This is a genomic window from Pseudoalteromonas nanhaiensis (assembly GCF_051235485.1).
Lineage (GTDB): Bacteria > Pseudomonadota > Gammaproteobacteria > Enterobacterales > Alteromonadaceae > Pseudoalteromonas > Pseudoalteromonas lipolytica_C.
Genome location: NZ_JBPNYQ010000011.1, coordinates 77,194 through 98,829 on the forward strand (window position 1 = coordinate 77,194; position 21,636 = coordinate 98,829).

Annotated in this window: 21 protein-coding genes; 3 read left to right on the plus strand and 18 right to left on the minus strand. The window is 41.0% G+C overall.

Annotated elements, in window-relative coordinates; genetic code table 11:
- Positions 1-31: 31 nt before the first annotated feature.
- From cyoE to ACSFVZ_RS11425, 6 genes are all read right to left on the minus strand, one after another.
- Complete coding sequence (gene cyoE, locus ACSFVZ_RS11400; protein ID WP_054554292.1) at positions 32-916, minus strand: heme o synthase; 885 nt, start codon at positions 914-916, stop codon at positions 32-34.
- 142 nt (positions 917-1,058) lie between these two features.
- Positions 1,059-1,418: a cytochrome o ubiquinol oxidase subunit IV gene (gene cyoD / locus ACSFVZ_RS11405; protein ID WP_135923748.1), complete on the minus strand. Its 360-nt coding sequence runs from the start codon at positions 1,416-1,418 to the stop codon at positions 1,059-1,061.
- On the minus strand, positions 1,418-2,053 hold the full coding sequence (gene cyoC, locus ACSFVZ_RS11410) for a cytochrome o ubiquinol oxidase subunit III (RefSeq protein WP_054562296.1): 636 nt from the start codon (positions 2,051-2,053) through the stop codon (positions 1,418-1,420). The genes cyoD and cyoC overlap by 1 nt, the downstream gene beginning before the upstream one ends.
- A complete protein-coding gene (cyoB, locus tag ACSFVZ_RS11415) occupies positions 2,050-4,038 on the minus strand; it encodes a cytochrome o ubiquinol oxidase subunit I (protein ID WP_054554289.1) in 1,989 nt (662 codons plus the stop codon). Before cyoB ends, cyoC begins: the two co-directional genes overlap by 4 nt.
- A 2-nt stretch (positions 4,039-4,040) precedes the next feature.
- Positions 4,041-4,955, minus strand: a complete 915-nt coding sequence (cyoA, locus tag ACSFVZ_RS11420; protein ID WP_435558892.1) for a ubiquinol oxidase subunit II — start codon at positions 4,953-4,955, stop codon at positions 4,041-4,043.
- A 236-nt stretch (positions 4,956-5,191) separates the two neighbouring features.
- Positions 5,192-5,611: a hypothetical protein gene (locus ACSFVZ_RS11425; RefSeq protein ID WP_062566715.1), complete on the minus strand. Its 420-nt coding sequence runs from the start codon at positions 5,609-5,611 to the stop codon at positions 5,192-5,194.
- Positions 5,612-6,026: 415 nt separating this feature from the next.
- On the opposite strand from ACSFVZ_RS11425, the gene ACSFVZ_RS11430 reads away from it, so the two are divergent.
- Positions 6,027-7,382, plus strand: a complete 1,356-nt coding sequence (locus tag ACSFVZ_RS11430; protein WP_435558893.1) for a M14 family zinc carboxypeptidase — start codon at positions 6,027-6,029, stop codon at positions 7,380-7,382.
- A gap of 214 nt (positions 7,383-7,596) precedes the next feature.
- On the opposite strand, the gene ACSFVZ_RS11435 is transcribed toward ACSFVZ_RS11430, so the two are convergent.
- Entirely contained in the window at positions 7,597-8,574 is a 978-nt protein-coding gene (locus tag ACSFVZ_RS11435; RefSeq protein ID WP_435558895.1) for a transposase, read from the minus strand.
- Between the two features lie 245 nt (positions 8,575-8,819).
- On the opposite strand from ACSFVZ_RS11435, the gene ACSFVZ_RS11440 reads away from it, so the two are divergent.
- Positions 8,820-10,163, plus strand: a complete 1,344-nt coding sequence (locus tag ACSFVZ_RS11440) for an alpha-L-fucosidase (protein ID WP_435558896.1) — start codon at positions 8,820-8,822, stop codon at positions 10,161-10,163.
- Between the two features lie 117 nt (positions 10,164-10,280).
- On the opposite strand, the gene nqrM is transcribed toward ACSFVZ_RS11440, so the two are convergent.
- From nqrM to ACSFVZ_RS11495, 11 genes are all read right to left on the minus strand, one after another.
- On the minus strand, positions 10,281-10,493 hold the full coding sequence (gene nqrM, locus ACSFVZ_RS11445) for a (Na+)-NQR maturation NqrM (RefSeq protein ID WP_036966498.1): 213 nt from the start codon (positions 10,491-10,493) through the stop codon (positions 10,281-10,283).
- Between the two features lie 341 nt (positions 10,494-10,834).
- A complete protein-coding gene (locus tag ACSFVZ_RS11450) occupies positions 10,835-11,866 on the minus strand; it encodes an FAD:protein FMN transferase (RefSeq protein WP_435558897.1) in 1,032 nt (343 codons plus the stop codon).
- Between the two features lie 113 nt (positions 11,867-11,979).
- Entirely contained in the window at positions 11,980-13,206 is a 1,227-nt protein-coding gene (gene nqrF, locus ACSFVZ_RS11455; RefSeq protein WP_135923740.1) for an NADH:ubiquinone reductase (Na(+)-transporting) subunit F, read from the minus strand.
- Between the two features lie 19 nt (positions 13,207-13,225).
- A complete protein-coding gene (gene nqrE / locus ACSFVZ_RS11460; RefSeq protein WP_016708692.1) occupies positions 13,226-13,834 on the minus strand; it encodes an NADH:ubiquinone reductase (Na(+)-transporting) subunit E in 609 nt (202 codons plus the stop codon).
- A 10-nt stretch (positions 13,835-13,844) separates the two neighbouring features.
- Positions 13,845-14,477: an NADH:ubiquinone reductase (Na(+)-transporting) subunit D gene (locus ACSFVZ_RS11465; RefSeq protein ID WP_054554281.1), complete on the minus strand. Its 633-nt coding sequence runs from the start codon at positions 14,475-14,477 to the stop codon at positions 13,845-13,847.
- Positions 14,477-15,229: a Na(+)-translocating NADH-quinone reductase subunit C gene (locus ACSFVZ_RS11470; RefSeq protein ID WP_138557283.1), complete on the minus strand. Its 753-nt coding sequence runs from the start codon at positions 15,227-15,229 to the stop codon at positions 14,477-14,479. Before ACSFVZ_RS11470 ends, ACSFVZ_RS11465 begins: the two co-directional genes overlap by 1 nt.
- Entirely contained in the window at positions 15,222-16,424 is a 1,203-nt protein-coding gene (locus ACSFVZ_RS11475) for an NADH:ubiquinone reductase (Na(+)-transporting) subunit B (protein WP_135923738.1), read from the minus strand. Before ACSFVZ_RS11475 ends, ACSFVZ_RS11470 begins: the two co-directional genes overlap by 8 nt.
- 4 nt (positions 16,425-16,428) lie before the next feature.
- Complete coding sequence (locus tag ACSFVZ_RS11480; protein WP_135923737.1) at positions 16,429-17,772, minus strand: Na(+)-translocating NADH-quinone reductase subunit A; 1,344 nt, start codon at positions 17,770-17,772, stop codon at positions 16,429-16,431.
- Positions 17,773-18,121: 349 nt separating this feature from the next.
- Positions 18,122-19,315 carry an enoyl-ACP reductase FabV gene (gene fabV, locus ACSFVZ_RS11485; protein WP_435558898.1) on the minus strand — a complete coding sequence of 398 codons (1,194 nt, stop codon included), beginning with the start codon at positions 19,313-19,315 and terminating at the stop codon, positions 18,122-18,124.
- A 167-nt stretch (positions 19,316-19,482) separates the two neighbouring features.
- Positions 19,483-19,794: a BolA family protein gene (locus ACSFVZ_RS11490; RefSeq protein WP_135923735.1), complete on the minus strand. Its 312-nt coding sequence runs from the start codon at positions 19,792-19,794 to the stop codon at positions 19,483-19,485.
- A 73-nt stretch (positions 19,795-19,867) separates the two neighbouring features.
- Positions 19,868-20,455, minus strand: coding sequence for an alpha-ketoglutarate-dependent dioxygenase AlkB family protein (locus ACSFVZ_RS11495; RefSeq protein WP_135923734.1), 588 nt, complete (start codon positions 20,453-20,455; stop codon positions 19,868-19,870).
- Between the two features lie 42 nt (positions 20,456-20,497).
- Here ACSFVZ_RS11495 and ACSFVZ_RS11500 point away from each other — a divergent pair, with 42 nt between their 5' ends.
- Positions 20,498-21,631 (plus strand): methyltransferase, encoded by a 1,134-nt coding sequence (locus tag ACSFVZ_RS11500; RefSeq protein ID WP_435558909.1) that lies wholly within the window; start codon positions 20,498-20,500, stop codon positions 21,629-21,631.
- Positions 21,632-21,636 lie beyond the last annotated feature (5 nt).

Sequence of the window (21,636 nt, forward strand, 5' to 3'; positions counted from 1 at the left end):
TGTAACATTGGGATATGTTAGCAACTTTTTTCTAAGTTAAAACAAGTAGCTGTGGAGCTACCGAATGGTAATCTAAAGCCATAGCAATGCTCAAAACCGTGATATTTACAATTGAAAAAGCAAACACTTGGCGCGCCCAGCCGCTAACATCAATATTGCGACGATAGCCACGAAGCGCCATTAGCAACCACCAAAAACTCGTTGTACAAGCTACAGCCATAAAGGCTAAACCTGTATAACCACTAATGGTTAATAACATCACAACCAACGCATACACAGCGATATATAAAACAATGTGATGCTTTGCCTTCTCGATCCCCTGCGCTACTGGTAACACAGGAATTCTGGCCGCTTGGTAGTCGTTATAACGAAAGATTGCAATTGCATATGAATGAGGCATTTGCCATAAACTAAACATGACCAATAAAATCACAGCACCAGCATCAAACTGCCCAGTTACGGCACAATACCCCACTACAGGTGGTACTGCGCCAGATAAGCTTCCGACAAAGGTGCCGTACACAGAACGACGTTTCATATATAAGCTGTACACACCGACGTAAATGACGTAACCAAAAGTAGCAAATAAGAGTGCCACTACGTTGGTATACACAGCTAATAAACCGAAACCAATAACACCAAGCACGATGCCATGTGCCATAGCCGCCTTTGCTGACATTTCGCCAGTTACTGTGACGCGTTTGCGAGTGCGCGCCATAGCAACATCAATATCACGATCAATCACGTTATTGATCGCGCATCCTGATGCCACTACTAAAGATAACCCTAGCAAGGTTGCGATCATTAACCATGGGTCAATATCACCGCGAGAGGCTAGCAAGAATCCCCCCGCGACAGAGATCAAATTGCCCATGATAATGCCAGGTTTAGTGACATTTAAATAACGTCGAAACACTTCCTCGACTCCTCTAATTTTCAGCACAAACGCAATATTACGAAAGAAACTAGCTAGTAACAGACTGTAAGAACTGGAGACACAACCTCAAACTAACCAGCTCCTTTCGTAAATCTTTTTACCAATTACAAAGTAATTGTTATTAGTACATCATCATGGCGTTCGATTCGTAGATGATCCACACCGACAAACCAACCACCATCACGATGATTAAAGCACTAAAGATAAACGACAATGAACTTGCTTTGCCGTCTTCTGTTTTGAAGTTTAGGTGTAAGAAGTATTTCAAATGCACCCAAATTTGCACAATCGCCATGCTCACGATGCACCATGCAGTGGTCGTTTTAGAAAACGAACCACTCATCACAGCCCAAAATGGAATAGCCGTTAAAACCACTGACAATACAAAACCAATTAAATAGTCTTTAACGCTGCCATGTGATTGTTCATTATGTGCATGAACTTCTAAGTTATTAATTACATGTGATTCACTGTGGCTCATTACATTGCTCCCATTAAATAAACAACGGTAAATACACAGATCCACACCACATCTAAGAAGTGCCAGAATAGGCTTAAACAACTTAGGCGTGTCACTGTTTGTGGGTTTAAACCACGGCGCACAACTTCAATCATCAGGACAGTCATCCAAATAAGACCTGCTGTAACGTGAAGACCGTGTAAGCCCACCAAAGAGAAAAACGATGTTAAAAAGGCACTTTGCTGAGGGCCATTACCGTGCGCAATTAGGTGATGGAATTCATATACTTCCATACCAATAAACACAGCACCAAAGGCAAAGGTAACCAGCAACCAAGTTAACGTAGCCGCCTTTTTCTGCCCGTGAGCAGAGATCATCGCAAAACCAAAAGTGATACTACTGAGTAGTAGAGCTGCGGTTTCAACCGCCACAAAATCAAGTTCAAAAATGTCTTTACCCGACACACCGCCAGCAGTGTTCATAAATAATACTGCGTAGGTTGCAAAGAATGATGCAAACAACAGGCAGTCAGTCATAAGGTAAAGCCAGAAACCAAATACGGTGTTACCACCTGTATCGTGGTGCTCATGGTCATGTGCATCGACATGACCGTGTGCGCCGTTTAAGGTGTCGAGTCCTGCAGAAATGGTACTCATGCATTCACCTCCTTCGTAGCGGCTGTATTGTGAGCCGTTTCTAGTTCAACAATTTCATCTGGTTGCACGTAATAATCAACATCGCTGGTATAACAACGTTTAATGAACACCACGATAGCACCCAGTAAACCAAAGGCCGCAAGCCACCAAATGTGCCAGATCATGGCAAAACAGAAGGTTGTTAAAGCTGCGCTCATTAATACACCTGCCGATGTATTTTTTGGCATATGAATCGGGCTATAAGAAGCTTCTTGCTTGTAAGCTAAGCCTTTTTCTTTCATGTCTGTCCACGCATCGATGTCATCAACATGTGGAATTTTCGCAAAGTTGTAGTATTGCGGAGGTGAAGCAGATGCCCACTCAAGAGTATGACCATTCCACGGATCGCCCGTTGTATCATCAAGTTGCTCGCGGTTCTTGAAGCTCACTACAAGTTGCACAACTTGGAACAAGATACCGAACATAATGATCACCGCACCGCCAGCTGCAATGTATAACCAAATGTTCCAATCAGGGTTGTTAGTGTGGTTTAAGCGACGTGTCATACCTAAGAAACCAAGTACGTATAACGGCATAAATGCCACGAAGAAACCAATTAACCAACACCAGAAAGATCTTCTGCCCCAGCTCTCGTCAAGTTTGAAGCCCATTGCTTTAGGGAACCAAAACGCAAAACCAGCTAAATAACCAAATACCGCACCACCAATGATGGTGTTATGGAAGTGAGCGATTAAGAATAAGCTGTTATGTAATACGTAGTCAGCACCTGGAATCGCAAGCAACACACCGGTCATACCACCGATAGTGAACGTTACCATAAAACCTAAAGTCCAAAGGACAGGCACAGTAATACGTAAACGACCACGATACATAGTGAATAACCAGTTAAACAACTTAACCCCGGTCGGCACCGCAATAACCATGGTCATAACACCAAAGAAGGCATTAACGTTAGCGCTAGAGCCCATAGTAAAGAAGTGGTGAAGCCAAACGATAAAACCTAAAATTGAAATTGCACCACTTGCGTAAACCATCGACTTATAACCAAACAGGCGTTTACCAGCAAACGTAGAGATAACTTCTGAGAAAATACCAAATGCAGGTAAGATCAGAATGTAAACTTCAGGGTGACCCCATGCCCAGAATAAGTTGATGTACATCATCGCATTACCACCTAATTCATTTGTAAAGAAGTGGAAATCGAGATAACGATCAAGCGTTAGCATTGCCAGTACAGCAGTTAAAATTGGGAACGATGCTGCAATTAAGATATTTGCCCACGTACATGCCCAAGTAAAAATAGGCATTTTCATTAATGTCATGCCTGGTGCACGCATTTTAAATACAGTCGCTAAGAAGTTTACCGATGTTAATAAGGTACCCAAGCCGGATATCTGCAAGGCCCATATATAATAGTCGACCCCAACACCCGGACTGAATGACAACTCTGACAACGGTGGATACGCAACCCAACCTGTTTTAGCAAACTCACCGAAGAATAATGAGATATTGATTAGGATTGCACCGCCAGCAGTTAACCAAAAGCTAAGGTTATTTAAGAATGGGAATGCAACATCACGGGCACCAATTTGCAAAGGTAAAATGATGTTCATTAAACCAATCATAAACGGCATCGCCATAAAGATGATCATGATCACCCCGTGCGCCGTAAAGATTTGGTCATAGTGTTCTGGTGGTAAGTAACCACTTGCACCGCCGGTAGCCATTGCTAATTGGAGTCGCATCATAATGGCATCCGCGAAACCACGGAAAAGCATGATAAGCGCAAGAATGATGTACATCACACCTAAACGCTTATGGTCAATTGAGGTGATCCAGTCGTGCCAAATCACGCCCCACTTTTTATATTTTGTTACTAAGCCTGCCACTAACAGACCTAAGACAGCAACAACCGTCATGGTAACCATGATAATTGGTTCATGAAACGGGATTGCGTCTAATGTTAATTTACCTAACAACGACATGATTATTCCTCGTCCTCGCTGTGCTTTTTATGAGCTGAGTGCTCTGGCATAGCGTGTTGCATTGCACCGTGAGAGCCATGCGCTTGCATATATTTCATTACGATTGAATGGAACATATCTTTATCTACGCTGGCATAGTATTTAACTGGGTCGTATTCACTTGGTTTTGCAAGTTCAACATAGCTTTGCTTAGTCAGTGCAGAGCCGGTATTTTTTACTTTGTTTACCCAAGCATCGAAATCAGCTTCAGTTGCTGTTGCAATGGCATCGAACTTCATTCCTGTGAAACCTGCACCACTGTAGTTAGCAGAGAAACCTTTGAAGGTACCTGGCTCATCAGCGATTAAGTGAAGCTTTGCTTCCATGCCTGCCATTGAATAAATTTGGCTACCAAGCTGTGGAATAAAAAACGAGTTCATGGTGCTTTCTGAGGTGATCTTGTACTGCACTGGCACATTGGCAGGAAAAACAAGCTCATTCACTGTGGCGATGCCTTGCTCTGGATAAATGAATAACCATTTCCAGTTCAAAGATACAACCTCAACAGTAAGGTGCTTACCTTTACCCTCAAGTGGTTTATATGGGTCAAGTTGTTGCGTTGACTGCCATGTGATCACACCTAAAATTGCAACGATAATGATAGGTATGGTCCAAACTACAGCTTCAATCTTATTAGAATGCGCCCACTTTGGAGCGTAAATTTCTTGATCTCGTCCATCACGGTATTTCCATGCAAAATAAATTGTCATGGCAATAACTGGAATTACAACGATCAGCATTAACACCGTAGCTACGATAATTAAATACTTCTCGTCGACACCAATTTGACCTTTTGGATCGAGTACTCCGCCTTTACAGCCAGACAAGGCCAGCACTAAAGACGCTAGAGCAATATTACAAAGGTTTCGAATTGACAAAGGAATATCCTACAACCTAAAAGTTAACACTTGTCGAAATAAGAACACGACGCTTTTCTGCAACAGATGCTACAGATATCCCTCGGCTGACTAACGAGCACGACAAATCGGCACGCTAAAAAGTGAGGGAGTTTAGGTTGGCTGACTGAAATTTGGGCGTAAAAAACCCACTAGGTGCTTAGTAAAGACAACTTAGAAAACGACTAAAATGGCTGAACTTAAGCAACAAAGCTTATTTACAGACAACCACTTACACGAGGAGGAGCACGACAGCCATGAGCGCTGTGTACTACTAAAGACTTTATCGTTTCACGCGCAGCGAAGGCCGCTTTACGTAAAATGACACCTGCACGACGCGCAGGGAAGAAATGGAAGACCAACCAGCATAAACCAATAAGTAATTGGCAAGACACCACAGGGTAAGCTAAAAAACTCAACACGTTAAGCAATGGTGCTTCGTATAAAGCACCTTCGCTTAATAAGCTTCTTAGCCCTTGAGCATCTTCTAATGTACCGTTAATTAGCATGGCTGAATTAATCAGCAACAAGGCTAAAACTGACATTAGCTCTTTACCAGCAAAAAACGCACGCGCAGCCAATTGCAATCTAGCTAAGCTAGACTGTTTGACACCTTGTGACTGATTAATTGCTCGCAAAACTCACGCCTTTTTATCGCTTTTACTGCATTTTAGGTAAATGGCTTACCCTATTTTTTAATGCGGTAACATGATCTTCATCAATAAAGTTTCAGTAATTACTGAAATTTCGATGTGGAGTATAACAAAGTCAACAGACGGTACAAGTAGAATTTAACAGCACATGGTTAAGTATTGTTTAGCCACTTGATAACAAACTGTAAAAAACCAACCTTATTACAGCTAAGTATTTAAAAGTAATACTGTATTTTATATAGCGAAAAGCAATGAAGAAAAAGAAAATAGCATAAAAATAGCGTTTTAAAACATACTTAGTCAGTAGCAATCAAAGCTTTAATACTGAACAAGGATTAGCCAAACCATAAAAAATATAATATTCTTAATAAAATTAAAATAAAGAATAAAAGAGATAATTATGCGCCTATATGCACTCGCCACAGCCCTTTTAGTATTAAGTAACACGACATTCGCAAGTACGATTGAAGACACCGTAGCGAGCGGTTTAAACAAACCTGCTATTTACTACGCCGATATAGAACCTTACTTAAAAAACGCAGCAAAGCACCCAAGCGTTACACTAAAACAAATCGGCACCTCATTCCAAGGAAAGGCACTTAATTCTCTTAAAATCGGCAACGGCCCAATCAAAGTGATGATGTGGAGCCAAATGCACGGCGACGAAAACACAGCAACTGCCGCACTAATGGACTTTTTAAGCTTTATAACTGCCGATGAAAATGCAAAGTGGCTTACTAGCTGGCAGCAGAAAATAACCCTTCTCATCATTCCCATGGTAAATCCAGATGGCGCTGCTGTTCAAACCCGCCATAATGCACAAGGTATTGATTTAAATCGTGATGCAAAAGCTCTTCGCACAAAAGAAGGGCAAATACTCATGGCTGCGGCAGATGCATTCAAACCTGACTTTGGCTTTAACTTACATGATCAGAATGCCTATTACGGTGCAGGTAAAATGGGAAAACAAGCCACCATTTCAGTGCTAGCACCCGCCTATAATGAAGCAAGAGAAGTAAATAAAAGTCGTGGTGAGGCTATGCAGTTTATTGCCCACTTAGCCAAAACAGTTGAAACAATGATCCCGGGGCACTTAGGCAAGTACAACGACAGTTACTCTTATCGCAGTTTTGGAGATACTTTTTCAGAAAAAGGTATCCGAACTATATTAATTGAATCAGGCGCTTACCCAAACGATCCAAATCGCCAAATAGCACGTAAGGTTAACCGTGTTTTATATAAAAAGGCTATTGATTCAATAACTTCGGGAGAGTGGATAAGCGCTAAAATAACCCAGTACCACGCTATTCCATTTAATGCTAAAGACAATTGGGTAGACTTACTAATAGACGATGTAACAGTAAAGAGTGAACTAGGTAATTACCAGATAGATATTGCAGTCAATAACAAAGGACAGTCACCCATAATTAAAGAATTGGGTGATATAAGTAGTATCCGCCAAGGTTACACAAGTTTAGATGCAAGCAGCCTAAGCTTTAAAGCAGGAAAAGGCTTTGTCTTAAATAAATCGTTAACGCTAACAAAAAGTAATTACAAAGAGCTTTTAAAACAAGGCTATAGTTGTTTCTCTGGCGATATTGGTAAACTAGAAAACTCATCAAAATGGCCTGTTTATGCCTGCAAAAGTGTATTTACATCAATACCATCGCTCCATGCCCCTGCTGCTTTTTTGTTACAAGCTAACGGTATAAATAAGTACGCAGTTTTAGGCGCTGAATTAATTAATTTAGAATAAGCACACTTTAAAAAAGACAGGCACTCTTAAAGTGCCTGCTGAATCTTCAAATACTTTGGGCTTTTTAACCTAGAGTACTTGTTTCGTAGCTAACCTACCCTATTAGCTTATTTCACTAATAAAAGTCATGATGAAAGACTTAGGTTTATAAAAATGGAAAGCACAAGTTAGCCGCAAGAATTTGCAAAAAGTTACAAATGATTGAAATTAAAAATTAGCTAGCAAGTAATAGCTTACAATTTGCTAGGTTACTTCGTCGCTTACGAGCAGTTTTACTGCAATAATTTTCAATAGCAGCTACTCGACCTGCAGCCCCATGAAATAAGTTTTCAAACTGAGTTGTTAACGTTAACCAGTTTTCCGGTTCGAAATTCAGCCTTTTAAGGATAGAAGGTAAATGATGTTTTATATATCCGGGCTTATCCGTACCAATACAACGCCCAGTTTGCTCCACAAGCAACAGGTATGACTCTAACTCAAAAGGTATTCCCTTTGATTTATACTTGTTCATTCCACCAACAAAATGAGCAAGTAGCTTAGGCTGCTTTGATTCCTTCACGCTTTGGCATCGCTTTTTAAAACTAGTATAATCAGATTGCTCTGGGGTGCTCGCAGATTTTGCGCGAACGGGGTTTAAATCAACATAGGCCATGCACGCTAAAAGCGCTGATTCATCAAGTAATGCTTGGCTCTTAAAACGCCCTTCCCAAAAGTGCCCTGTACACTCATCTTCTTTATTTGCACGTCTGGCAATATACTCATTAAGCATTCGCATGAACCAACTAATGCTCGAAAGGCGCGCTCTGTATTCTGCAACCTCTCTATTCAAGAAGACTTGTTGCCCGTCACTTAACGGCTCACCATGAAGAAATTTTTGACCTAAAGGCGTCATTTTACTGAGCTTATACCAGCGTAAAAGAATAGCCTTATCAGATAACCTATTTGCTTTCTTATCATCAACATAAAGCACTACATGAGTATGATTACTCATTACGGCATAAGCACACACATCAATACAAAATACCTTTGCGAGAACAAGCAGGCGCTCTTCGACCCATCCTCGGCGGTGTTCATATGATTTACCTGTGAGTGCATCTTCTCCGCATAGAAAGGCGCGTCTAACACAACGGGATACACAGTGATAATACTTAGTATTCGACAAACAGATTTGCCGCTTCCTTGCTAAAGCCATCGCCCACTCCTTGAACTGATAATTTGAAATGCATTAGCTGTAACTAAAGTGTAGACAAAATCTTTTTTGCCGCAAGAATAAGTTAATAGATAAAAGTGACTGTCCGTGTAAAAGAGTTTTACTTTTAACGTCGTAATCCTATGCTTTTGCATATATAAAACCTTCGAATATGCATAATTGCTTTACTTTTCGCTAAATGATTTCCTGCTACCTTTAAGTAAAGAACCTAGTTTATGAGGTATACAGTGAATAAATTAAATTGCTTGCTGATATTAGTACTGCTTGTATTTTCAAGTGTAGGGTATGCTGGAACTGGTCTCGCAATTGATCCTAGTAAAGCCCAAGCGTACACCCCCGCCCCTGAAAATTTAAAAGCTCGAGAACGTTTTCAAGATAATAAGTTTGGCATCTTTTTACACTGGGGACTGTACAGTCAGCTTGGTGGTGTAGGAAGCCCCTATGGAGCCGAGTGGATCATGGAAGATTTACGTATTTCAGGCCCTAAGTATCAGCGTTTGGCTGAGTTTTTTAACCCAACTGGTTTCGATGCAGAACAGTGGGTTAAGGCGTTTAAAGATGCTGGAGCAAAGTATATTGTTATTACTTCAAAGCATCATGATGGGTTTGCTATGTACGATAGTAAAGTATCTAATTTTGATATAGTCGATAGTACACCTTATAAAAAAGACCCTATAAAAGAGCTAGCTAATTCAGCTCATAAACATGGTTTACAACTTTTCTTTTACTACTCTCAGCTTGATTGGCATCACCCAGATTACTACCCATGGGGCCGAACAGGCCATTACACTCAGCGAGAAAAAAGTGGTGACTGGGAAAAATACCTGCAATTTCAAGATGCACAACTAAAAGAGCTTTTAACTCAATATGGGCCCATTGGTGGTATTTGGTTTGATGGTTGGTGGGACCAAGAAGACTCTAACAATTGGGATAACTGGCAACTACAACGCACTTATAAAATGATCCATGAATTACAACCAGCAACCTTAATCGTAAATAACCATCACAGATTTACTGTTCCGGGAGAGGATTATCAGGGCTTTGAACAACAGCTGCCTACTAATCAAGAACGATTAGGTGAATTACCTTTAGAAATGGCACAAACAATGAACGGTAGCTGGGGGTTCAGTTTAACTGATGATAATTACAAGACGACTAAAGAGCTCGTACAAACCTTAGTAAGTGCCGCAGGAAGAAACTCTAATTATTTACTAAATACTGGGCCTATGCCTAACGGCAAGATCCAACCAGAAAACCTAAAAACTTTTGCAGAAATCGGCCAGTGGCTCAAGGTGTTCGGTAAGAGTATATACGGTACTCGAGGCGGCCCTATTTCCCCGCAAAACTGGGGAGTTAGTACCCATAATGATGAGAGTATTTTTATTCATATTCTTAACTGGCAAGCTGATACATTAAGCATTGAGCTTGCAACTCCCATCAAGTATGCAACTAATTTAAGAACCTCAAAACCAGTTAACTTTAAACAATTTGAGGGCGCAATTACTTTAGAAAACTTGCAGTTTGATAATGAAGAATACGTTCAAGTCATCGAGTTAAAGTTAAATGATTAACTTCTTAAAAGCTAAGGCTTAAAATCAAATATGACTGTCTAAGTAAAATATATTTAACAGTGACTGTCCTTGTAAAATTTAAGCATTAAAAAAGCGCCTCAAGGCGCTTTTTTGTGGTTAAAGAATTTGATTCTCTTTCCAAGCTTGTTCTTTAGCCATGCGCTTTTTACGCTTGTCACATGGGTCGTCGCAGTCGCAAGCTTTGTCGATACCAACAGCGCCTAGGCCACCACAACTACTGGCCATAGATTTCTTTTGCACAATCATGCCGACAGCCATCGCTGCCACAATTAAAATAAGTAGACCAAATGTAAGAAGAAAAAGTGACATTGCTTTGCCCCTATCGTCAGCAATTAAATCAAGCCCAACCTGTTGGGCTGTGTGTATTATATACCCAAACCACCTCAAGGTGCGAGTTTCAGTTGGAATTAAAAGCGATTTAGGCAAGGCATTGATTGCAAGCAATAGTGGTTCTATTGTTAAAATCAATAACGCAGTATAAATCGCTTTTAAACCAACCCTTTGGGCGCTTCACAGGCGCTTAGTCTCATCGTTGTTACTTCTTAAAAGGGACTGCCATTGTTGCAAAGTAACGCCTTGATATTAAACACCTGTGAAACGCTGAATTCTGCATCTTGAGATGGCTTGGGTATGCACTGCTTCTTGCCCTGCTACAAATAAGGTTTAAATGCAGGGCTTGAATAAGTTATTAAGCCATTGTCTGACTTACCAATTAAATACACTGGCAAATCATGTTCTTCAGCATATTTTTGCGCGCGATCCATGCCCATTACTGTAAGCGCTGTGGCTAGGCCATCTGCAGTCATTGCTGATGGGTGCAACACTGTAACTGATACTAAGTCATGACGACTAGGCATACCTGTTACAGGATCAATTAGATGGCTATATGTGACACCATCCATTTCGTAAAAAATTCGGTAATCACCTGATGTCGCAATTCCATTGGTACCTGGCTCAATCACTTTATGTACTTTACGCACGCCTGGCTCAGCATCAGGCTGTTCAATTGCAATTTTCCACGTGATGTTGTCAGGCTTAATACCCGATACACGAAGCTCACCACCAATCTCAACCATATAATTTGTCAGACCATGGCTTTCTATCACTTCAGCGACTTTATCAATACCATAGCCTTTGGCTGTAGCGGAAAACGATAGCTCTAAACCATCTATTGTTTTCATCAAACCTGCATCAGTAAGTTCGAGCTTATCAACACCAATCTTGGCAACCATTGCAGCCAATGCTTCATCACTTGGGCGTTTAGTTGGCTTTTTATCTGGGCCAAAACCCCACAAGTCAATAAGTGGCCCCATAGTGACATCTAACGTTTTTGTTGATTCGCCAAGGCGGATTGATTCAGCTACCACGTTTCTAAAATCAGCGCTAATTGGCATCACCTGCCCTGCTGGTAACTGGTTAAACTGATTAATTTCTGAATCTGGAATGTAAGTCGACATAGATTGATTTACATCTTTAAGCACTTGCTTAATTTCAGGGTGTAAATCAATACCTGCAATTTTCGAAGACTCAGCGTACACCTTTATGTGATAGGTGGTACCCATTGTCTTACCTTCAAAATAAAGCTCTTCGACCTTATCTGCTTGGCTGCAACCAGCCATGAGTAAAGTAATAGTTAGTAGAAAAAAGGCCATCAAACCTTGGCGATAAAACACTCTATTCATAGCATTCACCTTTTGGATACCACGCAATGTAGGTATAGAAATAAAAAAGCCTCGTAACACTGTGTGCTACGAGGCCTGTATTCTAACCAAAACTTATTGTTTTGTGTATGGTGTTAGCCACCGAAGTCATCTAATAAGATGTTTTCGTCTTCTACACCAAGATCTTTTAGCATGTTGATAACAGCCGCGTTCATCATTGGAGGACCACACATGTAGAACTCACAATCTTCAGGCGCTTCATGATCTTTCAAGTAGTTTTCATAAAGTACGTTATGGATGAAGCCTGTGTAACCTTCCCAGTTATCTTCTGGTTGTGGATCAGACAGTGCTGTGTGCCATACGAAGTTATCGTTTTCTGCAGCTAAGCCATCAAAATCTTCTACGTAGAACATTTCACGCTTAGAACGTGCACCATACCAGAAACTCATCTTACGCTTAGATTTTAAACGCTTAAGTTGGTCAAAGATATGTGAACGCATTGGTGCCATACCTGCACCACCACCTACGAATACCATTTCTGCATCAGTGTCTTTCGCGAAGAACTCACCGAATGGACCAGAAATAGTCACTTTATCACCTGCTTTAAGTGACCAAATGTACGAAGACATTTTACCACATGGAAGGCTTAGGTCTCTTGGCGGCGGCGTAGCGATACGCACGTTAAGCATGATGATGCCTTCTTCTTCTGGGTAGTTAGCCATTGAGTATGCACGAATTGTTTCTTCGTCTACTTTAGACTCCAAATCGAAGAAACCGAAGTGGTTCCAGTCGCCACGATACTCTTCAGGAATATCGAAGTCAGCATATTTAACGTGGTGCGCTGGTGCTTCAATTTGAATATAACCACCTGCACGGAATGGTACAGACTCACCATCAGGAATTTGTAGTTTAAGTTCCTTGATGAATGTCGCTTTGTTATCGTTAGAGATAACCGTACAATCCCACTTTTTAACACCGAAAATTGACTCTTCAAGTTCAATTTCCATGTCGTTTTTAACATTTACCTGACACGCTAAACGGCAGCCTTCACGAGCTTCACCTTTAGAGATGTGATCAAGTTCTGTTGGTAAGATATCACCGCCACCTTCTTTGATGTGTACACGACACTGACCACAAGAGCCACCGCCACCACACGCAGATGAAACGAAGATACCTGAATCAGCTAGCGCGCCTAATAGCTTGCTACCTGCTGATGTTGTAATAGCTTTTTCTGGGTCGCCATTAATACCGATGGTGATATCGCCGCTTGCTACTAATTTAGATTTAGCACCAATGATAACTAAAACTAAAATAACAACGATAGCGATGAAAACACCAACGCCTAAGAAAATCTCATTCATGATTTATCCTCGCTACCTATTAAAGTGAAATACCAGAGAATGACATAAAGCCAAGACCCATAAGACCAACAGTGATGAAAGTAATACCTAAACCACGTAAGCCATCAGGAACGTCTGAGTACTTCATTTTTTCACGGATACCAGCAAGTAAAGTAATTGCTAGTGCCCAGCCCACACCTGAACCGATACCATAAACAACAGATTCGCCGAAGTTATAGTTACGCTCAACCATGAAAGATACCGCACCGAAGATTGCACAGTTAACTGTGATCAGTGGTAAGAAGATACCTAACGCGTTGTAAAGTGCAGGGAAGAACTTATCTAATGCCATTTCAAGAATTTGTACAAGTGCTGCAATAACACCGATGAAAGTCAAGAAACGTAAGAAGCTAAGGTCTGCTTCTGGGTAGCCAAGCCACTCTAATGCACCTGGTGCAAGAACAGCGTGATAAACCAAGTTATTTACTGGTACTGAGATACCTAGTACCACGATAACTGCCACACCTAGGCCGATTGACGTTGTTACTTTCTTTGATACAGCAAGGAAAGTACACATACCTAGGAAGAAGGCTAAAGCTAAGTTTTCAATGAAAACTGCTTTTACAAATAAACTAATATAATGTTCCACTGCTCGCCCCTTACGCTTTTGCTTCTACTTGGTCTTTCTTGAAGGTACGAAGTACCCAAATAAATAAACCAATAATGAAGAATGCACTCGGTGGTAAAATCAATAGACCCATTGGTTGATACCAGCCACCGTTTTGTACTAGTGGGATAATATCAACACCGAATAGTGAACCTTTACCGAATAACTCACGGATGAAACCAACAGTTAATAGCACTACTGAGTAGCCTAAACCGTTACCGATACCGTCTAGGAAAGACATTAGCGGTGGTGACTTCATTGCGTATGCTTCAGCACGACCCATTACGATACAGTTTGTAATGATTAGACCAACGAATACAGAAAGCTCTTTTGCTGTTGCATAAGAGAAAGCTTGTAGTACTTGGTCAACAACGATTACAAGTGATGCGATGATCGTCATTTGCACGATGATACGTACAGATGATGGGATATGGTTACGAATTGACGAAATAAACAAGCTAGAGAATGCAGTTACTAGCGTCAATGCGATTGACATGATAAGTGCATTTTTTAAGCTTGAAGTAACCGCTAGTGCAGAACAAATACCAAGTACTTGTAGTGCGATCGGGTTATTTGCGAATACCGGACCAAATAGGACCGACTTCATTTCTTTAGTATCAGCCATTATTTCAACGCTCCTTCACGTACTTTCGCAAGGAAAGGACCAAAACCGTTTTCGCCAGTCCAAAAGTCAACTGTGTGATCAACACCGTTTGAAGTTAATGTTGCACCAGAAAGACCATCAATTTGATGTTCGTTCTTTGCACCGCTCTTCATGATATTGATTGGTAACTCTTTACCTTGCCATTTAGCAGTCCATTGTGGATTTTGAATTTCACCACCCAGACCTGGCGTTTCGTTGTGCTTGAAGAAATTGATGTTCTTAACAGTTTCACCATCGCTTTCAAGCGCTAAGAAGCCATACATAACACCCCAAAGACCGTAACCTTGGATAGGTAGAATGATTGCATCAACTGAATCGTCTGGTTTTTTCGAGATATAAACAGGTGAATTTTTTGTCATACGCTGAATACCAGCGATGTCTTTAATTCCTTCTGCTTTTAACGCAAAGCTACGTGCTTGGTCAAACTTAGTTTTCTCGAAATCGAATGAGTTAGGATCAACACCTTCAACAAATTCACCAGTGTTCATATCTACTACACGTGCTTCGATTCTAGAATTGAACGTATCAGATACAGTACCTGACACTTCAATATCAGCCGCAGCTAAGATATTACGTTGGATATCTTGTGTTTTGTTAGCTTGCTGTAAAGGACGAAGCTGAACTGAAGCAAACGATACGATGATTGCACACACTAAACATAGTGCAACAACAACGGTTAGCGTTTTGCCGATTGATTCGTTATTACTAGACATTACGTGCCAACCTCCGCTTGATATTAGCTTGCACTACAAAGTGATCGAATAATGGTGCAAATAAGTTAGCAAATAAGATTGCTAGCATCATACCTTCTGGGAATGCCGGGTTAACAACACGGATCATTACAACCATAAAGCCGATTAACGCACCGTAAGCGAACTTACCTTTGTCAGTGAATGATGCAGATACTGGGTCTGTTGCCATGAAGAACATACCAAATGCAAAACCACCAAGAACTAAGTGCCAGTGCCAAGGCATAGCAAATACTGCGTTAGTTTCTGAACCAATTGTATTCAGTAAGAATGACGTTGCAACCATACCTAGGAATACACCTAGTACGATACGCCATGAAGCGATACGCACGTAAATTAGGAATAAACCACCGATTAATAGTGCTAGTGTTGACGTTTCACCTACAGAACCTTGAATGAAACCGTAGAACGCATTCCACCATAGTTCCATGTTGCTGTAATCAAGAGAACCAACCACTGCTTGACCAAGCATAGTTGCACCAGAGAATGAATCTACTGCAGTCCATACTGTGTCACCTGAAATTTGCGCTGGGTATGCGAAGAATAAGAACGCACGACCGGCAAGAGCAGGGTTAAGGAAGTTACGACCTGTACCACCAAAGATTTCTTTAGCGATTACAACACCAAACGTAATACCTAGTGCAACTTGCCATAAAGGAATCGTTGCAGGTAGGATTAGTGCGAATAGTACAGATGTTACGAAGAAACCTTCATTTACTTCGTGCTTACGCACTGAAGCAAATAACACTTCCCAGAAACCACCCACAGCAAACGTTACTGCGTATATTGGTAGGAAGAAGCAGGCACCGTAAAACATTTTCGCGCCCCAACCAGATTCAGCAGTTAACTCACCACCGAATAATTGGAACAGACCAACTTGCCATGTATTTGCTAGTTCAAAACCTTGTGCTAAAGCACCTGCGGCCTGATGACCGATGTTGAACATACCAAAGAACATTGCAGGGAACGTTGCCATCCACACTAAAATCATCATACGTTTTAGGTCGATGTTATCGCGAACGTGTGTTTTGCCTTTATTTACGTAACCAGGCGTATAAAAAATAGTCGCTGCAGCTTCGTAAAGCGCATACCATTTTTCGTGTTTACCACCCGGTTCAAAATGCGGCTCAATATCTTCTAGAAATTTCTTTAAACCCATCTCTCTAGCCTTCCTTCTCGATCGTAGTCAAGCAATCGCGTAGGATTGAACCATACTCGTATTTACCTGGACAAACGAAGGTACATAATGCTAAATCTTCTTCATCAAGCTCTAGCGCACCTAACGAAATTGCACCATCAAGATCACGTGCGATTAAATCACGTAATAATAGTGTAGGTAGGATGTCTAAAGGCATAACACGCTCATAGCTACCAATTGGAACCATGGCACGCTTCGAACCACCTGTTGAAGTCGTCATGTTAAATAGACGGCTTGGTGTTAGGTGAGATAAGAAGGTACGTGTTACTGAGAACTTATTAGCACCTGGTGCAATCCAACCGAATAGCTCTTTTTCGCGACCTTCAAGTAATACAGATACTTGAACATGGTAACGACCTAAGAACGCATGTGGACCTTGAGAAATAGCACCTGACAACACTGAACCAGAAATTACACGGTTATCACCGTCTTCTAATTCGCCAGCAACTAAATCATCTAAAGATGCGCCAAGCTGAGTTCTAACTAAGCGTGGGTTTTTAACACGAGGACCAGCAAGAGAAACAACACGGTCTGTGAAGATTTCACCTGTCAGGAACAAATTACCAAACGCGATTACGTCTTGGTAACCTAAGTGCCAAACCTGCTTGCTAGCAGAAACTGGGTCTAAGTGATGAATGTGTGTACCAACAAGGCCAGCCGGATGTTTGCCACCAAACTCATGTACTTCTACTTGAGGGATTGATGAACTAGGCACTTGGCTACCAGCTTGTTTACAAACAAATACTTTGCCGTCAGTTAAACGAGATACCACAGCTAAACCAGCTTCAAATGCTTGAGTGTTTTCAGCAATGATCACTGCAGGATCTGCAGCTAGCGGGTTAGTGTCGATAGCCGTTACAAAGATAGAGCTTGGATTTGCATCCAAAGCAGCTACTTTGCTGAATGGGCGAGCACGTAGTGCTGTCCATTGACCTGACTGAACCAGTACTTCTTTCACTTTTTCACGGTCTAAGCTCGAAAGCTCATCGGCCTTGAAAGAGTCAAAGGTGATTTGCTCACTGCCATTAACTTCAATAACAACAGATTGCAGCACACGTTTAGCACCACGATTAATTTCTTTTACTACCCCAGAAGCTGGTGCAGTAAATAAGACGCCTGGGTTCTTTTTGTCTTCAAAAAGTACCTGGCCTTTTTTGACTTGGTCATCCACGCGAACATGCATGGTTGGACGCATACCAATATATTCTTCACCTAGCACAGCTACACGTTTGACGGCAGAACCATCATGAATAACTTGCTGAGGTGCGCCCTCTATCGGTAAATCCAGACCTTTTTTTATGTTGATCATACGCACTTGCATTACATTAACGGAAAGAAACTGAAAAATCGTACCAACCACGTCGCCTTTTGATATGCTCAGGTTAAATTCTAAATATCAAAGAATAGCCTGTTTAACACCCCAAACAAGCAACGCAGTAAACTCCTCACATATATTACCCGAATTTTAACATCAATCAGGGTGACTATGCGAGAGCAAATATGAAATTTATACGACAGATGTGATTATTTAGACTACAAAAACCATTTGAATAAAATTCAATATAGACCAAAGTGCTATTGATGCAGATTTATTTTCATCCACAAACATAAAAAGTCGCTTAAAAAAGCGACTTTTCAAAATAAAGTTTGTTTATCGGTTAATCGATAAGCTGCGAAATCGCAACATCAGGATTCACATCTTGATCGTAATCTACACTGTCGATACCAAAACCGAATAAACGTAAAAATTCGTTGTGGTAACCCACGTAATCCGTTAATTCGTCAATAGTATCTGTATCTACAGTATCCCAAACATGTTGTACACGAGCTTGAACATCATCTTCTAACTCTTTGTAGTTTTGGAATAAGTGACCACCGTCATCAAAACGTGGCGTCTCACCGTAAAGGTTTTCAGTAAATAACGCGTGAATTTGCTCTATTGTGCCTTCGTATGTACCGTCTGCTTTCATTACTTTGAATAAAGCAGAAATATATAAAGGCATAATTGGAATTGCCGAGCTTGCTTGTGTTACAACCGCATTTAATGAAGACACATACGCTTCACCATTTAAGTCTTTCGTAGACTCTTTGATTGCTTGCGTTGCACGGTCAAGATCTTCTTTGGCTTTACCGATTGTCGCATGACCGTAAATTGGCCAGGTTAATTCTTTACCAATATATGTGTAGGCAGTCGTTTTGAAGTTATCAGCAAGAACATCCGCTTCTTTTAATGCGTCAATCCACATTTCCCAATCTTCACCGCCCATAACTTTAATTGTATTGTCGATGTCTTCTTGGCTTGCTGCTTCAACCGTTACTTCATCAATCACACGCTTTGAAGTGTTTAGATTCTTCGTTGTGATATCAGAACCAATTGGCTTAAGCGTTGACGAGTAAGTTTCGCCCGTATTTGGATCGGTACGACGAGGAGACGCAAGGCTGTAGATAACTAAATCAACTTTACCTAGTTCAGCTTTGATTGTATCAATTGCTTTTTGCTTAATTTCGTTAGAAAACGCATCGCCATTGATATTCTTAGACCACAAACCAGCTTCTTCAGCTGCCGCTTGAAATGCTGCAGTATTATACCAACCTGCAGAGCCTGTTTTACGCTCACTACCTTCTTTTTCAAAGAAAATACCTAACGTTTTCGCACCGCCACCAAACGCAGCAGTAATACGCGAGGCTAGGCCGTACCCAGTAGACGCACCAATAACGAGTACATTCTTTGGTGCGTTGCTCAGTGGTCCTTGCGCTTTCACATAGTTAATTTGTTCTTGTACATGCTCAGCACAGCCTACCGGGTGTGCGTTAGTGCAAATAAATCCACGAATTTTAGGCTTAATGACCATTGATCATCCTATATCTATCACAATAAAAATTAGCGCTAGTTTAAAGGCTAATAGTTAAAATACAGGTCTGATCAGTATAAAACTGTTCAGACCCACTGAAATCTTTCTGGGGTAAGCACCCATTTAGAGTGACTGTCCACTTAACTTTGGGTGACTGTCCTGCTAATTTAGTCGAACTTTGAGCCGCCTAAGCATTTAGGTGATTCAGGTGCCTGTCCTTGTTGTTCACTAAACTCTTCAGGAGTAAATGTGTGGATCGCTAATGCATGAATGTGGTTTGCTAATTCATCTTTTAATAGCTCATTAATTTGACGATGTCGGGCAAGTAAGCGTTTACCTGCAAACTCTTCACTCACAACCACCACTTTAAAATGCGATTCTGTTCCACGGCTATGCATATGGCTTTCATTGACAACATTCAGGTGTTTACATTCGATACCCGCAGCGAGCTTTTCCTCAATTTGTTGTTGCATTGACATGTGTCATAGACCTTTAATTGCAAAATAATTGGCCGTTACTATATCAAGGGCGTAGCTCATTTTACCAATAATTTTATCGTATTGAGCGAAAGGTAAGATTAATTCGAGGATGTTTTAACCTTTGTTGTTTGGGCAAGCAATGCTGGTAATCACGCTGACTATGGCCATTCATAATTAAGCAGCTACCACTTTGTAAAATAAGATCGTGTTGCTCATTAGTATGTTTATGCTTTATTTTGAATTTCCGCTCAGCCCCCAGAGATATTGATGCAATAGTCGGCTGCTGGCCGAGCTCTTTTTCATCATCGCTGTGCCAGCCCATACAATCTTGACCATCTCGGTATAAATTTACCAATAATGCATTAAAAGGTATCTGCAATTGCGCTGTTAAACGTTTACGCATAGCATCAAGCACCGCTGGCCAAGGTTCAACAATTAGCTGGGACCCTGAATAGCTATAATTAACATTCGGATCAGCAATAAAGCACTGCAAACGGGGGATCACATGACTTTTTCCATAAACTTTAATAGAAGGCTGCTGCCAATTAAGATGCTGCTGTAGGTAATAAAATAAATCGAGACTTTTTTGCGCACTTAAAGCCTTCGCTTGATAAGAAAACCCCTCAGGTAAATGATTAGGGTTGGCGTTTGGCTGTTGCATGTTAGAATTTACCTATACTTAAATACTTATCGTAAAATCATGATGACCACCCAAGCACAGCTCGGTGATAACACCTATACCCTAGAACGTTTTCCTTTAGATCAAAAAAATCGCAGTCTTCAAGCCTGGGATTCTGGTGATGAATACCTTGTCAATTATGTACAAGAACATCACCCTGACGCAAATTCAGTGCTCATTTTGAATGACAGCTTTGGCGCACTTGCTTGCGCATTAAGTTCATTAACAGTTTATTCAGTTAACGATTCGTATATTGGTCATCAAGCAACACGTTACAATTTAAAAGCCAATGAGTTAACGATTGATTCAGTTAAGCAGCTTCATTCATTACAAGCTTTACCAAGCCAGGTTGATTTAGTGATCTTAAAAGTGCCCCGCAATTTAGGCTATTTACAGCATCAGCTTGCAGCTATTAGCGCAGCTCTTCCTAAAGACATTGCAGTTATTGCCGCGGGTAAGACCAAAGATATCCATAATTCAACAATTAAAGCCTTTAATCAGTATATTGGTGATACCTCAACCAGCTTAGCAGTTAAAAAGTCTCGCTTAGTAATCAGTAAAACCAGTGGTTTTGATAAAAAAGCCCCCTTCCCTGTAAGTTGGCCACTTGAAGGCAGTGAATTTGAAATTCAAAACCATGCGAATGTATTTTCTAGAGATTCGTTAGACATTGGCGCACGTTTTTTCTTTAACTATTTACCACAAACTAGCAAAGCTCGCCGTATTATTGATTTAGGCTGTGGCAACGGCGTAGTTGGCTTGATGACATTAAAACGCTGCCCTAAAGCCCATGTCACTTTTGTTGACGAATCGTATATGGCCGTTGAATCAGCTAAACTAAATGTTACCCACAATCTACCTGAACAACTTGAGCAATGTGAGTTTATACAAAACGATTGCTTAACCGATTTTGAACCTGACAGTGCTGATCTTGTTTTATGTAACCCACCGTTTCACCAAGCACAAGCTGTGACTGATCACATCGCTTGGCAAATGTTTAAACAAGCCAAACATACTCTTAAACAAGGTGGTGAATTAAGGATTATCGGTAATCGCCACCTCGACTACCATGAAAAACTAAAGCGCATGTTCGGCAATTGCAAACTATTAGGTTCTAACAAAAAGTTTGTCGTACTTAGTGCAACTAAAAATCATTGATGGAG